The sequence below is a fragment of the Microbacterium sp. JB110 genome (assembly GCF_003335195.1).
In the GTDB taxonomy this organism is placed as follows: Bacteria; Actinomycetota; Actinomycetes; order Actinomycetales; family Microbacteriaceae; genus Microbacterium.
In genome coordinates this window covers 187,574-207,092 of record NZ_QPGM01000004.1, presented here as the reverse complement: position 1 = coordinate 207,092, position 19,519 = coordinate 187,574, and the positions used below count along the sequence as shown (strand labels likewise).

Annotated in this window: 19 protein-coding genes; 10 read left to right on the top strand and 9 right to left on the bottom strand. The window is 65.7% G+C overall.

All coding sequences use genetic code 11. The features are described from left to right. The first annotated feature begins 32 nt into the window (after window positions 1–32). The 4 genes from CIK77_RS09340 (at window position 33) to CIK77_RS09325 (ending at window position 2,943) form a co-directional block, all read left to right on the top strand. Window positions 33–491, top strand: a complete 459-nt coding sequence (locus CIK77_RS09340; RefSeq protein WP_087055853.1) for a hypothetical protein — start codon at window positions 33–35, stop codon at window positions 489–491. Window positions 492–598: 107 nt separating this feature from the next. Continuing rightward, complete coding sequence (gene trxB, locus CIK77_RS09335) at window positions 599–1,567, top strand: thioredoxin-disulfide reductase (RefSeq protein ID WP_087055854.1); 969 nt, start codon at window positions 599–601, stop codon at window positions 1,565–1,567. A 76-nt stretch (window positions 1,568–1,643) separates the two neighbouring features. Then, on the top strand, window positions 1,644–1,967 hold the full coding sequence (gene trxA, locus CIK77_RS09330) for a thioredoxin (RefSeq protein WP_087055855.1): 324 nt from the start codon (window positions 1,644–1,646) through the stop codon (window positions 1,965–1,967). 157 nt (window positions 1,968–2,124) lie between these two features. Next, window positions 2,125–2,943 carry an ion transporter gene (locus CIK77_RS09325; RefSeq protein ID WP_087055856.1) on the top strand — a complete coding sequence of 273 codons (819 nt, stop codon included), beginning with the start codon at window positions 2,125–2,127 and terminating at the stop codon, window positions 2,941–2,943. Window positions 2,944–3,143: 200 nt separating this feature from the next. On the opposite strand, the gene CIK77_RS09320 is transcribed toward CIK77_RS09325, so the two are convergent. From CIK77_RS09320 to CIK77_RS09310, 3 genes are all read right to left on the bottom strand, one after another. Further along, on the bottom strand, window positions 3,144–3,485 hold the full coding sequence (locus CIK77_RS09320; RefSeq protein WP_087055857.1) for a tryptophan synthase subunit alpha: 342 nt from the start codon (window positions 3,483–3,485) through the stop codon (window positions 3,144–3,146). 112 nt (window positions 3,486–3,597) lie between these two features. Next, window positions 3,598–4,701 carry a ParB/RepB/Spo0J family partition protein gene (locus CIK77_RS09315; protein ID WP_087055858.1) on the bottom strand — a complete coding sequence of 368 codons (1,104 nt, stop codon included), beginning with the start codon at window positions 4,699–4,701 and terminating at the stop codon, window positions 3,598–3,600. Then, window positions 4,701–5,624, bottom strand: a complete 924-nt coding sequence (locus CIK77_RS09310) for a ParA family protein (protein ID WP_275543029.1) — start codon at window positions 5,622–5,624, stop codon at window positions 4,701–4,703. Before CIK77_RS09310 ends, CIK77_RS09315 begins: the two co-directional genes overlap by 1 nt. Window positions 5,625–7,987: 2,363 nt before the next feature. On the opposite strand from CIK77_RS09310, the gene CIK77_RS09305 reads away from it, so the two are divergent. Continuing rightward, window positions 7,988–8,446, top strand: coding sequence for a nitroreductase/quinone reductase family protein (locus CIK77_RS09305; RefSeq protein WP_087055860.1), 459 nt, complete (start codon window positions 7,988–7,990; stop codon window positions 8,444–8,446). Between the two features lie 75 nt (window positions 8,447–8,521). Here CIK77_RS09305 and rsmG read toward each other — a convergent pair whose 3' ends face one another. The 6 genes from rsmG to rpmH form a co-directional block, all read right to left on the bottom strand. Continuing rightward, on the bottom strand, window positions 8,522–9,175 hold the full coding sequence (gene rsmG, locus CIK77_RS09300) for a 16S rRNA (guanine(527)-N(7))-methyltransferase RsmG (RefSeq protein WP_087055861.1): 654 nt from the start codon (window positions 9,173–9,175) through the stop codon (window positions 8,522–8,524). An 83-nt stretch (window positions 9,176–9,258) separates the two neighbouring features. Further along, complete coding sequence (locus tag CIK77_RS09295; RefSeq protein ID WP_087055862.1) at window positions 9,259–9,753, bottom strand: Jag family protein; 495 nt, start codon at window positions 9,751–9,753, stop codon at window positions 9,259–9,261. A gap of 57 nt (window positions 9,754–9,810) precedes the next feature. Beyond that, on the bottom strand, window positions 9,811–10,875 hold the full coding sequence (gene yidC / locus CIK77_RS09290; protein WP_087055863.1) for a membrane protein insertase YidC: 1,065 nt from the start codon (window positions 10,873–10,875) through the stop codon (window positions 9,811–9,813). A 3-nt stretch (window positions 10,876–10,878) separates the two neighbouring features. Next, the gene (yidD, locus tag CIK77_RS09285; protein WP_087055864.1) at window positions 10,879–11,226 is read right to left on the bottom strand and encodes a membrane protein insertion efficiency factor YidD; all 348 of its coding nucleotides are present in this window, start codon (window positions 11,224–11,226) and stop codon (window positions 10,879–10,881) included. Beyond that, window positions 11,223–11,600 (bottom strand): ribonuclease P protein component, encoded by a 378-nt coding sequence (gene rnpA, locus CIK77_RS09280; RefSeq protein ID WP_087055865.1) that lies wholly within the window; start codon window positions 11,598–11,600, stop codon window positions 11,223–11,225. The genes yidD and rnpA overlap by 4 nt, the downstream gene beginning before the upstream one ends. 19 nt (window positions 11,601–11,619) lie before the next feature. Continuing rightward, entirely contained in the window at window positions 11,620–11,757 is a 138-nt protein-coding gene (rpmH, locus tag CIK77_RS09275; protein ID WP_043595303.1) for a 50S ribosomal protein L34, read from the bottom strand. 389 nt (window positions 11,758–12,146) lie between these two features. Between rpmH and dnaA the strand changes: the two genes are divergently transcribed. From dnaA to gyrB, 5 genes are all read left to right on the top strand, one after another. Next, entirely contained in the window at window positions 12,147–13,565 is a 1,419-nt protein-coding gene (gene dnaA / locus CIK77_RS09270; RefSeq protein WP_087055866.1) for a chromosomal replication initiator protein DnaA, read from the top strand. Between the two features lie 692 nt (window positions 13,566–14,257). Beyond that, window positions 14,258–15,400 (top strand): DNA polymerase III subunit beta, encoded by a 1,143-nt coding sequence (gene dnaN / locus CIK77_RS09265; RefSeq protein ID WP_087055867.1) that lies wholly within the window; start codon window positions 14,258–14,260, stop codon window positions 15,398–15,400. A gap of 154 nt (window positions 15,401–15,554) precedes the next feature. Then, window positions 15,555–16,772 carry a DNA replication/repair protein RecF gene (gene recF, locus CIK77_RS09260; protein WP_087055868.1) on the top strand — a complete coding sequence of 406 codons (1,218 nt, stop codon included), beginning with the start codon at window positions 15,555–15,557 and terminating at the stop codon, window positions 16,770–16,772. Continuing rightward, window positions 16,765–17,259, top strand: coding sequence for a DUF721 domain-containing protein (locus CIK77_RS09255; protein WP_087055922.1), 495 nt, complete (start codon window positions 16,765–16,767; stop codon window positions 17,257–17,259). The genes recF and CIK77_RS09255 overlap by 8 nt, the downstream gene beginning before the upstream one ends. A 191-nt stretch (window positions 17,260–17,450) precedes the next feature. Beyond that, on the top strand, window positions 17,451–19,508 hold the full coding sequence (gyrB, locus tag CIK77_RS09250) for a DNA topoisomerase (ATP-hydrolyzing) subunit B (RefSeq protein WP_087055869.1): 2,058 nt from the start codon (window positions 17,451–17,453) through the stop codon (window positions 19,506–19,508). Window positions 19,509–19,519: the final 11 nt, after the last annotated feature.

The window sequence follows — 19,519 nt, the reverse complement described above, 5'->3', positions numbered from 1 at the left end:
GGTTCTCACGCAGTTGGCCGTAGTCTCGCTCTGTGATTATCTGGCGCGGCTGGGGTGCACTCGGCGTTATCTTCGTTCTCATCGGTGCTGCAGTGTTCATCGGCATCGGCACGGCAATCGGCTCTGATCTGCTGATCACGCTGTGGCTCGGCCTCGGCCTGCTCGTCGGCGGGGCGGCTGCGGCGGTGCTCGGCTGGTACATGAACGTCACCCGGCCCGCACAGAAGACCGAGGAGTGGGTGACCGAGCGCACGACGCAGCTGCAGCAGGTCGTGCAGGCCGGTCAGTTCCAGGTCGCCCCTGGTATCGCGCCGCCGAGTTCGATCGCGGAAGCGCAGTCGCAGGCCGACCAGCTCGTCGCCACCGAGCGCGAGCAGATGCACAAGAGCCTGCGCAACCGGCACACCATCTACTACGTACCGATGCAGTGGATCGGCGCCGTCGGGGCGATCATCGGCATCGTGCTCGTCGTGGTCGGTCTGATCGGCTGATCAGGCGTCCATCGGATGAACCCCGGCTTTCGCGGGGAGGAATCCCCAGGCCGGGCGGAATGCATCGCGGATACGATGTGTTGACGCAGCTAAAGGGAGGCTCTCACGTGCGACAGCTCATCATCATCGGTTCCGGCCCCGCGGGGTTCACCGCAGCCATCTATGCGGCGCGCGCAAACCTCGCCCCGCTCGTCATCGCCAGCTCGGTCGAGATCGGCGGTGACCTGATGCAGACGACCGAGGTCGAGAACTTCCCCGGCTTCCCCGAGGCCGTCATGGGTCCCGACCTGATGGCCAAGATGCAGCAGCAGGCCGAGCGCTTCGGTGCCGAGATCGTATACGACGATGCGGCGGAACTGGAGCTGGACGGCCCGATCAAGCGCGTTCACCTCGGCAACGGCGGTGTCGAGGAGGCGCAGTCGCTGATCTTCGCGACCGGCTCTGCCTATCGCAAGCTCGGCGTTCCCGGCGAGGACACGCTTTCCGGTCACGGTGTCTCGTGGTGCGCCACCTGCGACGGCTTCTTCTTCCGTGACAAGACCGTCGCCGTGATCGGCGGCGGCGACTCGGCGCTCGAGGAGGCCACCTTCCTCACCAAGTTCGCGTCGAAGGTGATCGTGGTCCACCGCCGCGACGAGCTGCGCGCATCGAAGGCGCTGCAGGACCGCGCCTTCGCGAACGACAAGGTCGAGTTCATCTGGAACGCCGAGGTCGTCGAGATGCTGGGCGCATCCGGTCTGACCGGTGCCACGCTGCGCGACACCGTCACCGGAGAGACTCGAGAGCTGGCCCTCGACGGAATGTTCGTCGCCGTCGGCTCCGACCCCCGCGTGCACCTGGTGCACAACAAGCTCGACCTCACAGCTGACGGCGTCGTGCGCGTCGACGGCCGTTCCTCGCGCACGTCGCTGCCCGGCGTCTTCGCCGCGGGCGACGTGATCGACCCGACCTACCGGCAGGCCGTCACCGCGGCCGGCTCCGGCACGGTCGCCGCCCTCGACGCCGAGCACTTCCTGGCCGATCTGGCTGACGCAGAGAAGGCAGCGGAAGAGGCTGCGGCGCTCACCACCGCGTAGGGGAATTTTCACGACATCCGCGCGTTGACCCCGACACAGGGTGAAACCGCCGCAACCCGCAATGAAGGAGACACACATGACCGCCAAGGCCACCACATCGGCAACGTTCGAGCAGGACGTTCTCAAGGCCGACGGGCCCGTGCTCGTCGACTTCTGGGCTGAATGGTGCGGCCCGTGCCGCATGGTTTCGCCCGTTCTCGACCAGATCCAGCAGGAGAACTCCGACAAGATCACGGTCGTCAAGCTGAACGTCGACGAGAACCCGGATCTGGCCATGCAGTACCAGATCACGTCGATCCCGGCGATGAAGGTGTTCAAGGACGGCGAGGTCGCCACGACCATCATCGGCGCCAAGCCGAAGCCGGCCCTGGAGCAGGATCTCGCTGCGTTCCTGAAGTAAGAACCTCCGCAGCTGCGACGCGGCCCCCGGCGCTCATCTCGAGTGCCGGGGGCCGCGTCGTGGGAGGAGCGGGGCAGTTCTGCCCTTTGAGGTTCCCGGATCGGGTCGCTTACGATCGGTGCGGCGGTCCGCCCGGTCGCCGACTCGGAGGGGAATCATGACGGAGAACACGGCAACGGTATCCTTCGCGGGGGCGCAGGCCCGCGTGAAGGCGCTCGTGGAGCACAACGTGTTCCAGGGTTTCATCATCGCCGTGATCATCATCAACGCCGTTCTGATCGGGCTCGAGACCTTCCCCAGCATGCACGGTCCGGCCCTGCAGGCGGTCGACGTCGTGATCCTGGCCATCTTCACGGTCGAGGTCGTGCTGCGCATCTTCGCGCACGGCTGGCGGTTCTTCACCGACGGCTGGAGCATCTTCGACTTCCTCGTCGTCGCCGTGTCGTTCGTACCGGCAGGTCAGGGGCTGCAGGTTCTGCGCGTGCTGCGCGTGCTGCGGGTTCTCCGCCTGCTGTCCGCCGTTCCGGCGCTGCGCAAGGTCGTCGGCGCCCTCGGCTCCGCCGTTCCGGGCATCGGAGCCATCGGCGGGCTTCTCGTCATCGTGCTGTACGTGTTCGTCGTGGCGTGCACCATGCTGTTCGGCGAGGTGGCCCCGCAGTTCTTCGGCGACCTCGGAACCTCGACCGTCTCGCTCTTCCGCCTGCTCAACGGCGACGGCTGGGGCGAGATCGTGCCGCCGCTGTCCGCCGAGTTCCCGTGGGCGTGGCCGTTCATGATGATCTACGGCCTGGTGTCGACCTTCGTCATCCTGAACCTGTTCATCGCGGTGACCTGCGAGGCACTGAACGAGCAGAAGGACGCCGAGCCGACGCCGAGCGTCGTGGAGCAGCGTCTGCTCGAGGAGATCACCGCGCTGCGCTCGGAGGTCAGAGAGCTGAAGGATCGCGACGACGCGGCAGAGGAGCGTGCCGCGTAGCAGCCTGCCGGCGCGCAGCTCGTCATCCCGGGCCGCTGAGGAGCCGTCGATCCGTCGGGGGCGACCCCGGAGGCACCATCCGACGCTCTCACGTCGCCACAGCGGCTCCAGGACCGCGGCGACGCGGCTGAGACGGCCCGGGTCGCGTCCTGCCCCTCAACGGGCCCGCACACGCCCCTGCAGGGGCCGGGAGAGGCGGCTCAGGATCCGAGTACGCGCACAACGGTGTCCCACCGGCGGTGCGTGTTCTCCTGCCCGATCAGACGCCACACCGCACGCGTGAGCTCCGGATACTCATTCGCGATCATCCGGAGCACTCGCTGATTTCGCGCGGCGGTGGGGCGGAGCCCGCCGTCGGCTTCGATGTGCTCCGCTCGGAGCAGGAACACGACGAGTTCGTCGATGGTCGGCAGGTCGTCCATGAACTCCCACGGATCCTCGCCTGCGCGCACTCGCTCCTCGATGAGGGAGTCGCGCTCGTCCTCGGCCTCCGCGCGGAGCACTTCGACGCTGGCGCGGCGCTGGGGCGAGTCGTTCTGCATCACTCGCTCAAGCGTACGCGCGTGATTCACCGGCCGGGCGGGATTCGCTGAGTGCGAAGAGCGGAACGGGAGGCAAGACCGATATATCGTTCCGGTCATCCCTCGACGAACCTCAGTCCTGGTATCCCTGTTCGCCGATCTCGGCGAGGATTCGGTTGAGGTCCTGGATCGTGGCGAAGTCGATCGTGACCTGCCCCTTGCGAGCGCCGAGGCCGATCTTCACCCGAGTGTTCAGCCGATCCCCGAGACGCGAGGCCACATCGTCGAGGTATGCACGACGCGCACCGGCCTTCGGACGAGGGGAGGGTGCCGCCGTCTCGCCGGCCGCCGCAACCGCCTTCGCCGCAGCCTCCGCTGCGCGGACCGAGAGGTCTTCGTTCACGATCTTGTCCGCGAGCCGCGCCATCAGCTCCTCGCTCTCGAGCGACAGGATCGCCCGCGCGTGCCCCGCGCTCAGCACGCCGGCCGCGACGCGCTGCTGAACAGGAACCGGAAGACGGAGAAGGCGGATCGTATTGCTGATCTGCGGTCGTGAGCGCCCGATTCTGCGGGCGAGCTCATCCTGGGTGGTGCCGAAGTCCTCGAGCAGCTGCTGGTAGGCCGATGCCTCCTCGAGCGGATTGAGTTCGGCCCGGTGCAGGTTCTCGAGCAGCGCGTCGCGGAGGAGGTCTTCGTCTGCCGTGTCGCGCACAATGGCGGGAATCACGTCGAGGCCAGCCTCACGAGCCGCGCGGGTGCGCCGCTCACCCATGATGAGCTCGTACGCGCCATCGTTCGTCTCACGCACCACCACCGGCTGGAGCAGCCCGAACTCGCGGACGCTGTGCACCAGTTCGGCCAGAGAGTTCGGATCGAACTCCCGACGGGGCTGTCGCGGGTTCGGGACGATGGCATGCGGGTCGATGTGGATCAGCCGCGCACCGGGAACCGCGACGAGTTCTTCGACGGCGTCGGAGTCTGCGACCTCCGCCGCGTCGGTCTGCTTCGCCGCAGATGCAGTGCTCCCCTTCGATGCCGAACGACGCTTCGGACCTGCGGTCGTCGACTTCTCGTCCGCCGGCGCCGGGGGTGCGAGAACCGTCGCCGAGCTCTCCTCCGGCGGCTGGTCAGCCTTCGGAGCGTTGGGGAAGAACACGTCGACAGGACGCGTGTTCGTGTTCTCCGTGGTGGGAATGAGAGAGCCGATTCCTCGACCCAGACCCGTTCGCTTCGCCATCACGACGCTCCTTTGTTGTTGCCTGCCACGCGGTTGGTGATCTCGACCGCCGCTTCTTTGTACGCCACAGCGCCGGCGGAGCCGCCGTCGTACGAGATGACGGTCTGCCCGAAGCTCGGCGCCTCCGACACGCGCACGGAGCGGGGGATCACCGCGTCGAGTGTCTCGTTGGGGAAGTGCGTACGGACCTCGTCCGCGACCTGCTGCGCAAGGCGTGTTCGCGCGTCGTACATCGTCAGCAGGATCGTGGATACGCGGATCTGGGGATTCAGATGCTTCTGGATCATCTTGATGTTCGCCAGCAGCTGGCTGAGCCCCTCGAGCGCGTAGTACTCGGCCTGGATCGGAAGGAGCACCTCATCCGTCGCGGTGAACGCGTTGATCGTCAGCAGGCCGAGCGACGGCGGACAGTCGATCAGGATGAAGTCGAACGGCTTCTCCTGCGACGAGCGGAACTCCTCGAGCGCCGTCTTGAGGCGATGCTCGCGGGCGACCTGTGAGACCAGTTCGATCTCGGCGCCCGCAAGATGGATCGTGCTCGGCACGCAGAAGAGGTTGTCGTGCTCGGGGGTCGCCTGGATGACGTCCGCGATGGCGAACTCGTCAATGAGAACGTCATAGATGCTCGGAGTGTCCGCGCTGTGCGGCACGCCGAGCGCGGTCGACGCATTCCCCTGTGGATCCAGGTCGATCACGAGCACACGCCCGCCGAGCGTGGCAAGTGCCGCGGCGATGTTGACGGTCGTCGTGGTCTTCCCCACGCCGCCCTTCTGGTTCGACACCGTCATCACGCGCGTCTGACCGGTGAAGGTGACCGCCGTATCCGCCAGACGGCGCTTGCGGGCACTGAGATCCGCGAGTTCGCGCGCCAGGGGAGTGTCGTCGGGAAGCGAGAAAGTGCTCTCGTTCTCGGACTGTTTCACGTGAAACACACTCTTTCGTTCGCCGTCAGGGGTACTGAACAACTCTAACCCCGCCCTCGCGTCATATCGGGCGGCGAGCATCGAACACACCGTGTCTGGGCAATGTTTCACGTGAAACCCTCGGCGAGGGGCCGACGGCTGTCGGACCTCCGACGCCGTTTTCAATCCGGATCGCAGCCGTGGACACGGAGGAGGAGCGTCGCAGCGCCGAACAACATGGTGCAGAAGCACGGGCCAGGCGGCACAAGCTCATGCGAACCGCGGCGAGAAGCGAGAACACGAGAGACGCCACACGCAGTCGTGCCCGGACGCACGCGCCTGTTCATTGTGCACGTTCACGCCCATACGCCCGCACGCGAGGACCGGTGCCTGCATCCACGCGTTCGACGCAGGTGAATCCGTCTGGAGAACCGTCACGTGCGAGAAGAACTCGCCCAGCAGGAATCCGTCAGCACATGTACCGGGGTCGCATCGGCACAGAATGTGCACACCGCAGGTACGTGGACGGATGGGGACCCACACGAAAGCGTCCCCCATACGCGCCGTCGCCACTCCGCGCCCCGCCTCGGCCTACGCCTGATGGAAAGCTGCACATCCCGTACGACCTCGGCACCGGGGAAGGCGCAAGGTAGGGAGCCCGCGGAACAACCACGATGGATGGCATGTCGGACAACACCCAGCCGTCTTCGTGATGTCACACGGGAACTGCCAACGACGCGCCCGTTTCACGTGAAACAGCCAACCAACGCGTCGAACTCACGATGCACCGCCGACACGACATTCCGGTGGCGTCGCTCTTGTCAGCAGCGCCACAGCCATCGCTGCACACCACGTCAGCCGCACTGGCCTCACCGAACACCGACGTTTCACGTGAAACACGCCGTCTCAATCGGCATCCGGACCGCGTATCCCGTAAGGCGACGCAGATTCCCCACACTCACGGACACGAGCGGCCCTCCACGAAAATGCTCCCCGCACGACAACGGTAAAACACCACGAAGCCGCCAAGTCGAACCCGGAGTCTGAGCCACAGCCGAAAGCAAGGGGTTCGTCAAAGTGCCATCGCCACCACCTGACGTCGAAGATCCTGTGCACCGCCTTGGACGTGAGGACGTGCGTACCTCGCACTCTCAACCACGCAGAATTCCTAAGCGTCAGACCCGGGCGCCGCACACGTCAACGACCATCACGCAACCGCAGCGCGACCCGACTCATGACATCGCCAGCGCGTAGGGGAGAGCAGCCTGTCAGAACGCATCGCACATCTCCTAGGAGCCACCCGCTTGTCTGTGCCGCGCGCCAGCGACGAATGATGCCGGGACGGACGTCGGGGCCACCGCCGCCCGAAAGTTCTCATCGAGGAGTGCCGCATTGTGGGCTGCTTGAAGCCGTCTGAACTCGTCGTGGGGCCACGCATCACATTGACGACGCACTGTTCGAGCAACCCGCCCGTACTCGCCGAGAGGCACCGGCCCGGACCCCTCGTTCGCCAGCGTCCCCTGAATCCGCCTCACAACTGCCGGCACTCTGCGTCCAGGCGTCCATCGCGATCACGGATCAGCACGGACGGTAGTGCGCTCTCGGGAGCACGTTTCATGTGAAACATCGTCGCGCTGCGCGACCCCACGACAGACACCGATCAAGCAGGCCCCCCTATCCGCCCGCTCAGATGGGTCCCCGTTCGGAGAACTCCGAAGCACGTCTATGACACGTCATTTCGACGCCCACCATCGCTTGTCCGCACGCACCTACCTGCGAAGACGCATCTCGATGGCACAGACTCTATCCGTTCAGACACCCGCTCATAGATCGTGTCGAAGAGCACGCCCAGCCGGCGTGATGACCGGCGGCAGCGTATCGGTCTGCTCAGCGAGCCTATGAAGCGTTCCGAGCAGACTCTGAATCGCAGAACAACCGACTCACCTCGACGTGTTTCACGTGAAACACCGCTCAATGGGCATGAGCTTCGCCGCTGAGGAGCGCACCCAACCGAATCAGCCGCCACGATCATGATTCGGTTCCGCCGGGCTCCAGACCCGACGACGATCACGGGGAGACCTCACACGCCGCTCAGCCACACTCGCACAGCCGACGTCTTCGAAGCGCTCTGCACCGTGAACCGATGGTCGCACCACCACGAGCAGCCTCCGTCCTTCCGTCCGTCCGTCTGTCTGTCTGACTGACTGACTGACTGACTGACTGACTGTGAGTTCATCCGTCCGAGGCCGAAGGAGCGCAGGAAAGCGGAGGCGTTTCACGTGAAACGTAGGTGACGCCCGCGCTCATCCGGCACCGTTCATCCAACCTTCACGGCGCTGCCACCGCGCCCGGTGCCACGCTGAGATCATCCGAGGAGGACACTTATGGCAGGCAAGCCCTTCGTTCCACCACGATTCGTCGTCAAGACCGCGTGGGTGATTCACCGATGGTTGGCGAGGCGGGGAACCGGGCGCGGGCTGTGGGAACCCGGTCAGAGGAAAACATGGGGAGCGCTTGCACTCACGACCACGGGGCGCAGCACCGGCAACCCACGCACAGCGATCATCGCCTACCTGCCCGATGGTGCCGACCGCGTGCACGCCCTCGCCATGAACGGCTGGATGGAAGGACACCCGGCGTGGTGGCTGAATCTCAAGGCCGACCCGGAAGCCTCTGCACTCTTCGCTGACGGCACCCGTCACAAGGTGGCCGCGGCGGTGGCTGAGGGCGACGAGCGGGAGCGACTGTGGACCGTCTGGGAGGACAACGAACCCGGCCTGAAGGTTCTCGCCTCACGGCCACGCACGCCCACGGAGATCGTCATTCTCGAACTCCAGGAGTGACCGACGGCCAGAGCAGGACCACGCTCCCATCGACGCAGCAATCGGTCGGGTTCCCGCGGCACCACGCCCCGGTCGTCAAGAAGCGCGAACGACAGCCCTCACCACACGGGTGGTCTCATCGAGCACACCTTCGCCGAGAACCTCCACACGCACGTCGGTCACGCGGTGCTTGCGCAGCACCTTCTGTGCCGCGTCGATCTCGGCGTCGACCGAGCGACCTTTGAGCAGGATCAGCTCGCCGCCGTCACGAACCAGGGGAGCGGTCCACGGGATCAGCGTGCGCATCGCCGATACTGCCCGCGCCGTGACCGCGTCGAGCATTCCCTCCACCGCAACCTCATCGGCGCGCGCGCGATGCACCGTCACGTTCTCCAGGCCGAGAGCGGAGACCTGCTCGTCGAGCCACGAAACCCGACGCTCCATCGGTTCGATCAGCTCCCACGTGACATCAGGGCGCGCGATCGCCAGAACCACACCGGGCAGACCGGCTCCTGATCCCACGTCGCCGACGCGGCCACCGGTGGGGAACAGAGGAGCAGCGATTGCGCAGTTGAGCACATGGCGGGTCCAGATCCGGGGGACCTCCTGCGGTCCGATCAGTCCGCGTTCTTCGCCGTGCTCCACCAAAGCCCTGACGAACTGACGGGCGAGAACGATGCGATCACCGAACAGTTCGCCGGCCACCGCCGGCTCCTGCTCGACGACGTCATCGAACGTTCCACCATCCATCACGACCAGCTCCTCCGTCGATCCGACCCCTGAATATGCGCTCTCACCAGGCCATTCTTGTCAGCCCTACAACACGAAATGCGTCAGGCGCGGCGGATCACCGTGTGACGCTGCGCCGCCTCGCCGTACGACTCAGAGACAAGATCACGGTCGGCGGCGATGTCATGCACCAACTTGCGCTCATATGACGACATCGACGGAAGCGACGCCTGGCTTGCACCCTCATCGAGCTTCGCCACGGCCGCGTCCACGAGCTTCTCGAGCTGCTGACGACGAAGATCGCGCGAGCCCCCGACATCGAGAATGAGGCGCGAGAAGCGACCGGTCTGGTTCTGCACCGCAAGTCGAGTGAGCTCCTGCAGCGCCTGCACGGTGTCCGGATCCGAAACCGCCTTCAGCGACGCGTCCTCCGACTCCACCGACACATAGGCGCGGCCCTGACGCACGTCGAGATCGAGGTCACCGTCGATATCCGCGATGTCGAGCAGCCCCTCCAGGAAGTCGGCCGCGACATCGCCTTCGCGCTCGAGATCCTCAACCGTCGGCTCCGACACGGCAGCGGGGTCAGTACTGGTCATCGTGATTCCTCGTTCATCGGGTCGTTTCGAACCATCCGCGGGTCAGCCCGGGGCGGGTCAGGAGCCGCTCTCGCCGCCCTTGTTCTTCTGGGACTGCTTCTTCGCCCGCTGCTTGCTCATCGGCTGCTGACGCTTCGCGCGCTGCTGGCGCTCCGCCTCCGCTTGGCGGAGCAGCTCCTCCTGCTCGCGCTCGTACTCCTCGATCGTGACGACCTTGCCCTTGGTGTCGAGGGTCTTGCCCTTCTTCTCCAGGCGAGCGGTACGAGCACGCCATGCCTCAGAACCGGGGGAGGGAAGCTCACGGATCACGAGGAACTGCTGACCCATCGTCCAGAGGTTGTTGAAGAACCAGTAGGTCACGACGCCGAGCGGGAAGAAGACACCGGAGAAGATCATCGCGAACGGGATGATGTAGAGCATGATGCGCTGCATCTGGTAGGCCTGGCCGGTCTTGGCCTCGTCCGAGAGGTTCTTCGACACGATCAGCAGCTGCGTGAAGAACTGCGAAGCGATCATCAGCGCGACGAGGATGATGCTGAGCACGATCGCGATCGAAGACGTCGCGACCGGGCTGTTGAAGTGGTCGGTCAGCGTCATGCTGAGCGGTGCCACCCCGAACAGCTTCGAACTCTCGAACTGCTCGACGAGGTCGTTCGTGAAGATGTGCGGGAACCAGTCGGCCCGCGCACTCCACCCGCCGATGCCCTCGACCTGCCACGTCTGGATGTCCCGCAGCGTCCAGAACAGCGAGAAGAAGATCGGCATCTGAATCAGGATCGGCAGGCAGCCGCCGACAGGCGACGTGCCGTGCTTCTTGTACAGAGCCATCGTCTCGCGGCTCATCGCCTCACGGGAGAGCTGATCCTTCTTGCCCTTGTACTTCGCCTGGACCTTGCGCATCTCTGGCGCAATCTCCATCATCTTGCGCTGGCTCTTGATCTGCTTCACCGTGAGCGGGAAGATCGCCAGACGCACCACGATCACCACGCCGGCGATCGCCAGCACCCAGGCCAGACCACTGTCATCGGTCAGGCCGATGTGCGTGAACACCCAGTGCCACGCGACGAGAATGATCTCGATCACGAACCGGATCGGAACAAGAATGCTGCCCAGGATGTCCAAGGGTCAGTCCTTTCGCCGCGGCACGACGAAGCCGCGGGGTGTCAGGTCGTAGCGGAAGTTCTGATGGGGCCGCACGTCGTCGACGCCGCCTTCGGCCCACGGGTGGCATCGCGCGATGCGCGCGAGCGCCTGAACCGATCCTCTCACGAGGCCGTGCTGCTGCACGGCGCCCACGGCATAGGCCGAACAGGAGGGGAAGTACCGGCACACATCGCCGTACATACGGGAGATCGTGGCGCGGTAGGCGATCAGAAAGGCGATTCCGGCGTTGCGCGGCAGCAGCGGAACGGTGCGCAGACCGCCGGAGGCGAGACGCGCCGTGCCGTAGCTGGTGGCGGGGAGGACGCTCACGGCGCAGGCTCCGGATGGACGTCGGCTGAGACGACGTCGAAAGCGCCTCGGCGCTTCAGCCCGCGCCGCACCTGTGAACGCAGTTCCGCGAAAGAAGCCCCCGCAGACGACGGAAGGGCGCGGATCACAATGTCCGCGCCCTCTCGCACATCGGGCAGCGCCTCCGCGCAGATCGCCTTGAGGCGGCGCCGCACCGCGTTGCGGCACACAGCGCCGCCCACGGCCCTGGTGACGATGAAGCCGAATCGTGCCGGCCGACCCTCGCCGGTGAACGCGATGTGCGTCACCAGGTGCGGCCCGGCGCTGCGAAGCCCCCGACGGGAGACGCGTCGATAGTCGGCCCCTCGGGTGAGACGATTCGCCTTCGCGAGCACGTCGGGCCTGGCGAAGTGCTTACGCCGAGAGCTCGGTGCGGCCCTTGCCGCGACGAGCGGCGAGGATCGCGCGACCGGCGCGGGTGCGCATGCGGGCGCGGAAGCCGTGCTTCTTGGCGCGACGGCGGTTGTTGGGCTGGAACGTGCGCTTGCTCATAAGTTCTCTCCGGATGAAGGCGTCACCGGATCATATATACAGCCGGAGACATCGTTACGGGTGCCCGAAACGGGCATAAGTCAACCGCCATAGATTACGCCGGGTCACACGTCCAAAGCAAATGCGACGGCGAACCTGACAGTATCTCCACAGCCTCGGGCGCGACCTAGCAGGAACACGCGCGACACCGCGAAATGCGGCGCGCGAGGGAGCGAAAAAGGTTTGCTCTCTCGCGCTTCGCTGACTAGCCTAGGGCAAGTTATCCACAGGCGGAGGCCAGTGCTCGTGTGAGCTTCCACGGCCGGAGCCGCCGCCTGTCATCCGGCGGCCGCACGGCGCGATCCGCCTGCGGCGTCCGCGCCGCAGTCACATCATTTCCAGGGGGAGACATGACGACGCAGGAGGTGCCGGACGTACCAGTCTGGAGCCGGGTTCTGGCCGAGCTGCAGACCGATGATCGCGTCACGCCCCAGATGCACGGCTTCCTCAGCCTCGCCATCCCGCAGGGGGTGATGGGGGGCACCGTCTACGTCGAGGTCCCCAACGACCTCACCGCCGCGCAGATCAACAAGCGAATGCGTGCGCCGATCATGGAAGCTCTCGCCACCGTGGGCGAGCAGGTGCACACGTTCCGTGTTGCGGTGAACCCCGAGATCATCGACACCTACGACGAACCGCCCCCGACGCAGCAGCAGTCCGAGGCAGCACCGCGACCGGTCGCCGACAATCCGACACCGCCATCCGGATCCGCTCCCACCACGCCGTCGACGGCGAGCCGGGGCGAGACCCGGCTGAACCCTCGCTACACCTTCGACAACTTCGTGATCGGCCAGTCCAACCGCTTCGCGCACGCCGCGGCGGTCGCTGTCTCCGAGGCGCCGGCGAAGGCATACAACCCGCTCTTCATCTACGGCGATTCCGGGCTCGGCAAGACGCACCTGCTCCACGCGATCGGCGACTACGCCCTCGGCATGTTCGAGGGCATGCGGGTGCGGTACGTGTCGAGTGAGGAGTTCACGAACGACTTCATCAACTCGATCGCCAACAACCGCGGCGCAGCGTTCAACGCCCGCTACCGCGAGGTCGACATCCTGCTCATCGACGACATCCAGTTCCTGCAGGGTCGCGCCGAGACGCAGGAGGCGTTCTTCCACACCTTCAACACGCTGCACGATCACGACAAGCAGGTCGTGATCACCAGCGATGTGGCCCCGCGTCTGCTCACCGGCTTCGAGGACCGCATGCGCAGCCGGTTCGAGTGGGGCCTGATCACCGACGTGCAGGCGCCCGACCTCGAGACGCGCATCGCGATCCTCCGCAAGAAGGCGCAGGCCGAGCGGCTCTCGGTGCCGGATGACGTGGTCGAGTACATCGCGAAGAACGTCTCGACCAACATTCGCGAGCTCGAGGGTGCGCTGATCAGGGTCACCGCGTTCGCGAACCTGAACCGCTCGGAGGTCGACGTGCCTCTCGCACAGACGGTGCTGCGCGACATCGTCGACCAGGCCGAGGACAACGTCGTGTCACCGACGGACATCATCACGACCACGGCGGACTACTTCAAGCTCACCGTCGACGACCTCTACGGCTCGTCCCGCTCGCAGTCCATCGCCCAGGCGCGTCAGATCGCGATGTATCTGTGCCGCGAGCGCACGAATCTCTCGCTGCCGAAGATCGGCCAGCTCTTCGGCGGTCGCGATCACACCACCGTGATGTACGCCTGCCGCAAGATCGCCGATCTCATGAAGGAACGCCGCTCCATCTACAACCAGGTCTCAGAGATCACCACCCAGCTCAGCAAGCGATAAGCACCGCTCACCACCTCACCACCTCACCACCAGGGCAGCGGCGTCACACAGGATCGCGCACATGGGGCGTTTTCGGCGTTCCGGAGACTTTCCACAGGCGCCTCCCTCGCGGTGCGGCGGAGGAAGCGTGCCCGCGCGGGGCCTTCCGGAGCTCAGATCGGCCGGAAGCGGCCTCTGAGAGCGGTTCTGGGGCTGTTTCACGCCGCCGCGCCCCTCGACGTACATCTCTCAGCGCCGAATCGGGAACACGTGCGGCGAACGGCATGTGACGTATTCCGGAACTCAACCTTGACAGACGATGACGCTCAGCCGTATAAATCGCTCTCCCCAGTGTGGAAAGCCTGTGGATAACTGTGGAGACACGCGATTCGGGCTGTGAGTGACACGCTGAGCGCGTGTGGACGGCGTTGTGACATCCGATCTCGCGCATATGGCATCGCCCACGAATCCTCCGCAGCCGCTCCACAGCTCACACAGATGTAGTTCCTTACTCGCGACCGGCCTCCACAGAGTTATCCACATTATCCACAGCTGTGAGGATCACTACAGAGAAGTTTTCTTAGAAGGGGCTCAATCCGATGACCTTGCCGATCCGAACCCGAATCACACGAATCGGCTGTTCGCACTAGCATGGGATTCCCACGCAGGCCGAGGCACGGCAGACCCCAAGCGTGGGAGCGAAGGGATACCCAGTGAAGTTCCACGTGAACCGCGACGTGTTCAGCGACGCTGTCTCGTTCGTCGTCAAGCTTCTGCCCCAGCGGAACCCCCAGCCGATCCTCGCCGGTGTACTCATCGAGGCGACGGAGAGCGGCGAGCTCTCGCTGTCGGCTTTCGACTATGAGGCTTCCGCCCGAACAACCATCAGCGCCACCATCGACGAGCCGGGCACGATCCTCGTGCACGGACGCCTGCTGAGCGACATCGCCAGCCGGCTGCCGAACGCTCCGATTCAGATCTCGACGGAGGAGGACGGCGGCGTCTCCCTCACCTGCGGCTCTGCCAGCTTCGCGCTCGCATCCATGCCCGTCGAGGAATACCCCGCGATCCCCGAGGTCACAGGCGAGTCCGGCCTGGTACCAGGTGAAGACTTCGCCACGGCCATCGCGCAGGTGGGTTTCGCCGCATCCAGGGATGACGTCACCCCCGTGCTCACAGGCGTGCAGCTCGAGGTGAAGGAGAACCAGCTCAGCCTCGTCGCCACCGACCGGTACCGAGTCGCGCTGCGTGACATCGACTGGGACGGCGGTCAGCAGGATCAGGCCGCGCTGGTGCCCGCCCGCACACTGCAGGAAGTCGGCAAGACGTTCTCACACGGCGAGAACATCTCGATCGCGTTCTCGGGAACGGGCGATCGGGAGATCATCGCGTTCACCTCGGGCAACCGCACCGTCACGTCGCTGCTGATCAAGGGCAACTTCCCGCCGGTGCGCCGGCTGTTCCCCGAGCAGACGGAGCACTACGCCGTTGTGAACACGGCCGACTTCGTCGAAGCCGTGCGACGCGTCGCGCTCGTGCTCGACCGTTCCGCGCCGCTGCGCTTCACGTTCGCGGACCAATCCGTGACGATGGACGCATCCGGCGGCGACCAGGCTCGTGCTTCCGAGACGGTCGACGCGCACCTGCAGGGCGAGGATGTGACCATCGGGCTCAACCCGCAGTATCTGCTCGAGGCGCTCGGCGCCGTGAAGAGCCCGTTCGTACGGGTGACGTTCACGTCGAGCGACAATGCGAACAAGCTCAGCCCCATTCTCGTCACGAGTCAGACCTCGGTCGACGAGGCGGCGAGAGACTCGTTCAAGTACTTGCTCCAGCCGAACCTGCTCCTGCGATGACGTGTGCCGCGTCTCGCGGCGTTGTCGTCAGTCGCCGGGCTATCGGCCCGACTCCTTCCTCCGCCTTGCGACACACAGCACCCGCCAACGCAGGTCTGGTTGACGGCACAAACCGGGGGCACGCAACGTCGGAAGGCGTGGTTAGGGTTACCGCGTGATCGTCGAGCACCTCAGCCTGAAGGACTTCCGCAACTATGCGGAGGCGGAGCTGACGCTCGGGGCGGGGCCGAACGTGCTCGTGGGGCGGAACGGTCAGGGCAAGACGAACCTCGCCGAGGCGATCGCGTATCTCGCCACGCTGGGGTCGCACCGCGTCTCGGCCGACGCGCCGCTCGTGCGGGAGGGGCAGGACGCCGCATTCGTACGGGCCAGGCTGCGCCACGGGGCGCGCACGGTGACGCTCGAGCTGCAGATCAACAAGCAGGGCGCGAACAAGGCGCGGATCGGCGGCACCTCGGTGCGCCCCGGGGAGCTGCCGCGCTACGCGCAAGTGGTGCTGTTCGCGCCGGAGGATCTGCAGATCGTGCGGGGGAACCCGTCCGAGCGGCGCAAGTTCGCCGATCAGCTCCTGATCCAGCGCACCCCGCGCATGGCGGCGGTGCTGGCAGACTACGACCGCACGCTGAAACAGCGCACGACGCTGCTGAAGTCGGCCAGAGCCCGCGGCATGAAGGCATCCTCGCTCCCCACGCTCGATGTGTGGGATGACAAGCTCGTCGCCCTCGGCTCGGAGATCATCGACGCGAGAGTGAAGCTGGCGGAGGATCTGCAGGCGCCGCTCGCGCGGGCATACGAGGGCGTCGCCGGCGCCGATCATCGGCCGGAGCTGTCGTGGATGCTCTCGATCCACGGCGCCGACCCGGAAGAGGGCGACGACGCCGAGGGTGAAGCGGAGGGAACAACCGCTGCGCAGTTCAGAGCGGCGCTCGTGCAGAAGCGCTCCGCTGAATTCGAGCGAGGACTGAGCCTGGTCGGTCCGCACCGTGACGACCTGCTGCTGCGGGTCCGAGGGCTGCCTGTGAAGGGATACGCGTCGCACGGTGAGAGCTGGTCGATGTCGTTGGCGCTGCGCCTGGCCGCGTCCGATCTGCTGCGCAGAGAATCGCAGGGCGGCGACCCGATCCTGATCCTCGACGATGTGTTCGCCGAGCTCGACTCCGATCGCCGCGCCAGGCTGGCGGGGGTCGTCGCCGACTACGAGCAGGTCGTCGTGACCGCCGCCGTCGCCGGCGATGTGCCCGAGCCGCTGCGTGGCAGCGCCATCCGGATCGACCACGGCCGCGTTCTCGGCCCGCTCGTCGACCATCCGTCCACCGAAGCGGCGGACGCGGCACATCCGGATCCTGGTGATGGGAGCGGCGACGATGGCTGACACGCCCGAGCTCCCCGAGACGCTTGCGACCTACCTGAGACTGCGGGGCCTGGAGCCGTCGAAGTACGCCAAGCGGTCGAAGCGCCGAAAGCGCAGCAGCGAGGACGACGGCAACCAGCCGTTCATGGCTGGGCGCGACCCGAAACCCCTCGGCGACGCCCTCGACAAGCTGACGCAGCAGTCGGGCTGGAGCGGGCAGCTCGCCAAGGAGGATCTCGTCAGGCGCTGGGAGGATGTGGCCGGCACCGAGACCGCGCAGCACTCCGAGCCCACATCCCTCATGAACGGCACCCTCACGATCCAGTGCGATTCGACGGCGTGGGCGAAGAATCTGCAGTTCATGCGGGCGCACATCCTGACCCAGATCACCACCCGGTTCCCGGAGGCGGGCGTCGATGCGGTGCGCTTCGTCGGCCCGGATGCGCCGAGCTGGAAGTGGGGCCCGCGCACGGTTCCCGGCCGTGGGCCGAGGGACACGTATGGGTGAGGAACCTCATCGCAATCGGCGGTGGCGATCCGAACTGCTCTACGGGCCTGTGGCGGCGATAAGGGGTCGGTGAACCATCGGGGCCCGGGGAGTGTGCTTTTTCTCGCGCCTACGGGCCCGTCTGTGCCCTGTGGAAGCCGTTTACCAGGTAAGCTTGAACTCGGTTCCCACCGAGATCGGAGTACCTATTCATGACGAGCGACACCCCGCAGAGCGAGCCCGAAAACGCTGCAGGGGGTGACGCCGCTCCGGCGGACGCCGGCCAGCACGAGTACGGGGCCGACAGCATCCAGGTGCTCGAAGGGCTGGAAGCCGTTCGCAAGCGGCCCGGCATGTACATCGGGTCGACAGGGCCGCGCGGTCTGCACCACTTGGTGTACGAGATCGTCGACAACTCCGTCGATGAGGCGCTGGCCGGGTACTGCGACGTCATCACCGTGACGATTCTCGAGGACGGCGGTCTGCGCGTCGTCGACAACGGGCGAGGCATCCCGGTCGACAAGCACAGGACCGAGAACAAATCGACGCTCGAGGTCGTGCTGACGGTGCTGCACGCCGGCGGCAAGTTCGGCGGCGGCGGGTACGCGGTGTCAGGTGGCCTGCACGGCGTGGGCTCGTCGGTCGTGAACGCGCTGTCGAGCCGGCTCGACGCGGTCGTGAAGACCAAGGGCAACGTCTATCGGCAGTCGTTCTCCGGCGGCGGGTTCCCCGAGGGGGAAGTCGTCAAGGGCGAGGAGACGAGCGAGACCGGCACAACGATCACGTTCTGGCCGGATCGGGATATCTTCACCGAGACGGTCGAATTCGAGTACGAGGTGCTGCGCACGCGGTTCCAGCAGATGGCGTTCCTGAACAAGGGACTGCGCATCGAGCTGTACGACGAGCGGCCGGAGTCGACCGAGGAGGTCGAGACCGAGGAGGGCGCTCCGGAATCGCAGCAGCGCCACGACGTGTTCATGTACGAGCGCGGGCTGATGGACTACGTCGACTACATCAACACGTCGAAGAAGGTCGAGCGCGTCCACGAGGACATCATCGACTTCGAGTCGGAGGACAACGAGCGGCACATCGCACTCGAGGTCGCGATGCAGTGGACCACGTCGTACAGCGAGAACGTGCACACGTACGCCAACACGATCAACACGCATGAGGGCGGCACGCACGAGGAGGGCTTCCGTGCGGCGCTGACGTCGCTGGTGAACCGATACGCCCGTGCGAACAGTCTGCTCAAGGAGAAGGACGACAACCTCACCGGCGACGATGTGAGGGAGGGGCTGACTGCAGTCATCTCGGTGAAGCTCTCTGAGCCGCAGTTCGAGGGGCAGACGAAGACGAAGCTCGGCAACACCGAGGCGAAGACGTTCGTGCACCGCATCGTGAATGAGCAGCTCGGCGACTGGTTCGAGCGCAACCCGCAGCAGGCGAAGAACGTGATCCGCAAAGCGATCGACGCTGCCAGCGCTCGTCTCGCCGCGCGCAAGGCGCGCGAGACGGCCAGACGCAAGAGCGTCTTCGAATCGGCCGCGATGCCGGACAAACTGAAGGACTGCACGAGCAAGGACCCGTCGATCAGCGAGATCTTCCTCGTCGAGGGCGACTCAGCCGGAGGGTCGGCTGTCGACGGCCGCAACCCCACCACGCAGGCGATTCTGTCGCTGCGGGGCAAGATCCTGAACGTCGAGCGGGCGCGCATCGACAAGGCGCTGGGCAACAAGGAAGTCCAGGCGATGATCCAGGCCTTCGGCACGGGCATCGGCCCCGAGTTCGACATCGACCGCGCCAGATACCACAAGATCGTGCTGATGACCGACGCCGATGTCGACGGCCAGCACATCACGACGCTGCTGCTGACGCTGTTGTTCCGCTACATGCGGGGACTGATCGAGGCGGGCTACGTCTTCCTGGCGATGCCGCCGCTGTACCGCCTGAAGTGGACGAACGCCGATCACGAGTACGTGTACTCGGACCGGGAGCGCGATGCGTTCACCGAAGAGGGTCTGGCGCGCGGGTGGCGTCTGCCGAAGAGCAACGAGGGCGGCGTGCAGCGCTACAAGGGTCTCGGCGAGATGAACGCCTCGGAGCTGTGGGAGACCACGATGGACCCGGAGACCCGCACGCTGCGTCGGGTGACGATCGAGGACGCGGCGGGAGCCGACGAGATCTTCTCCGTGCTGATGGGCGACGACGTCGAGTCGCGCCGCGGATTCATCCAGCGCAATGCCAAGGACGTCCGGTTCCTCGACATCTGATCGACGGCCGG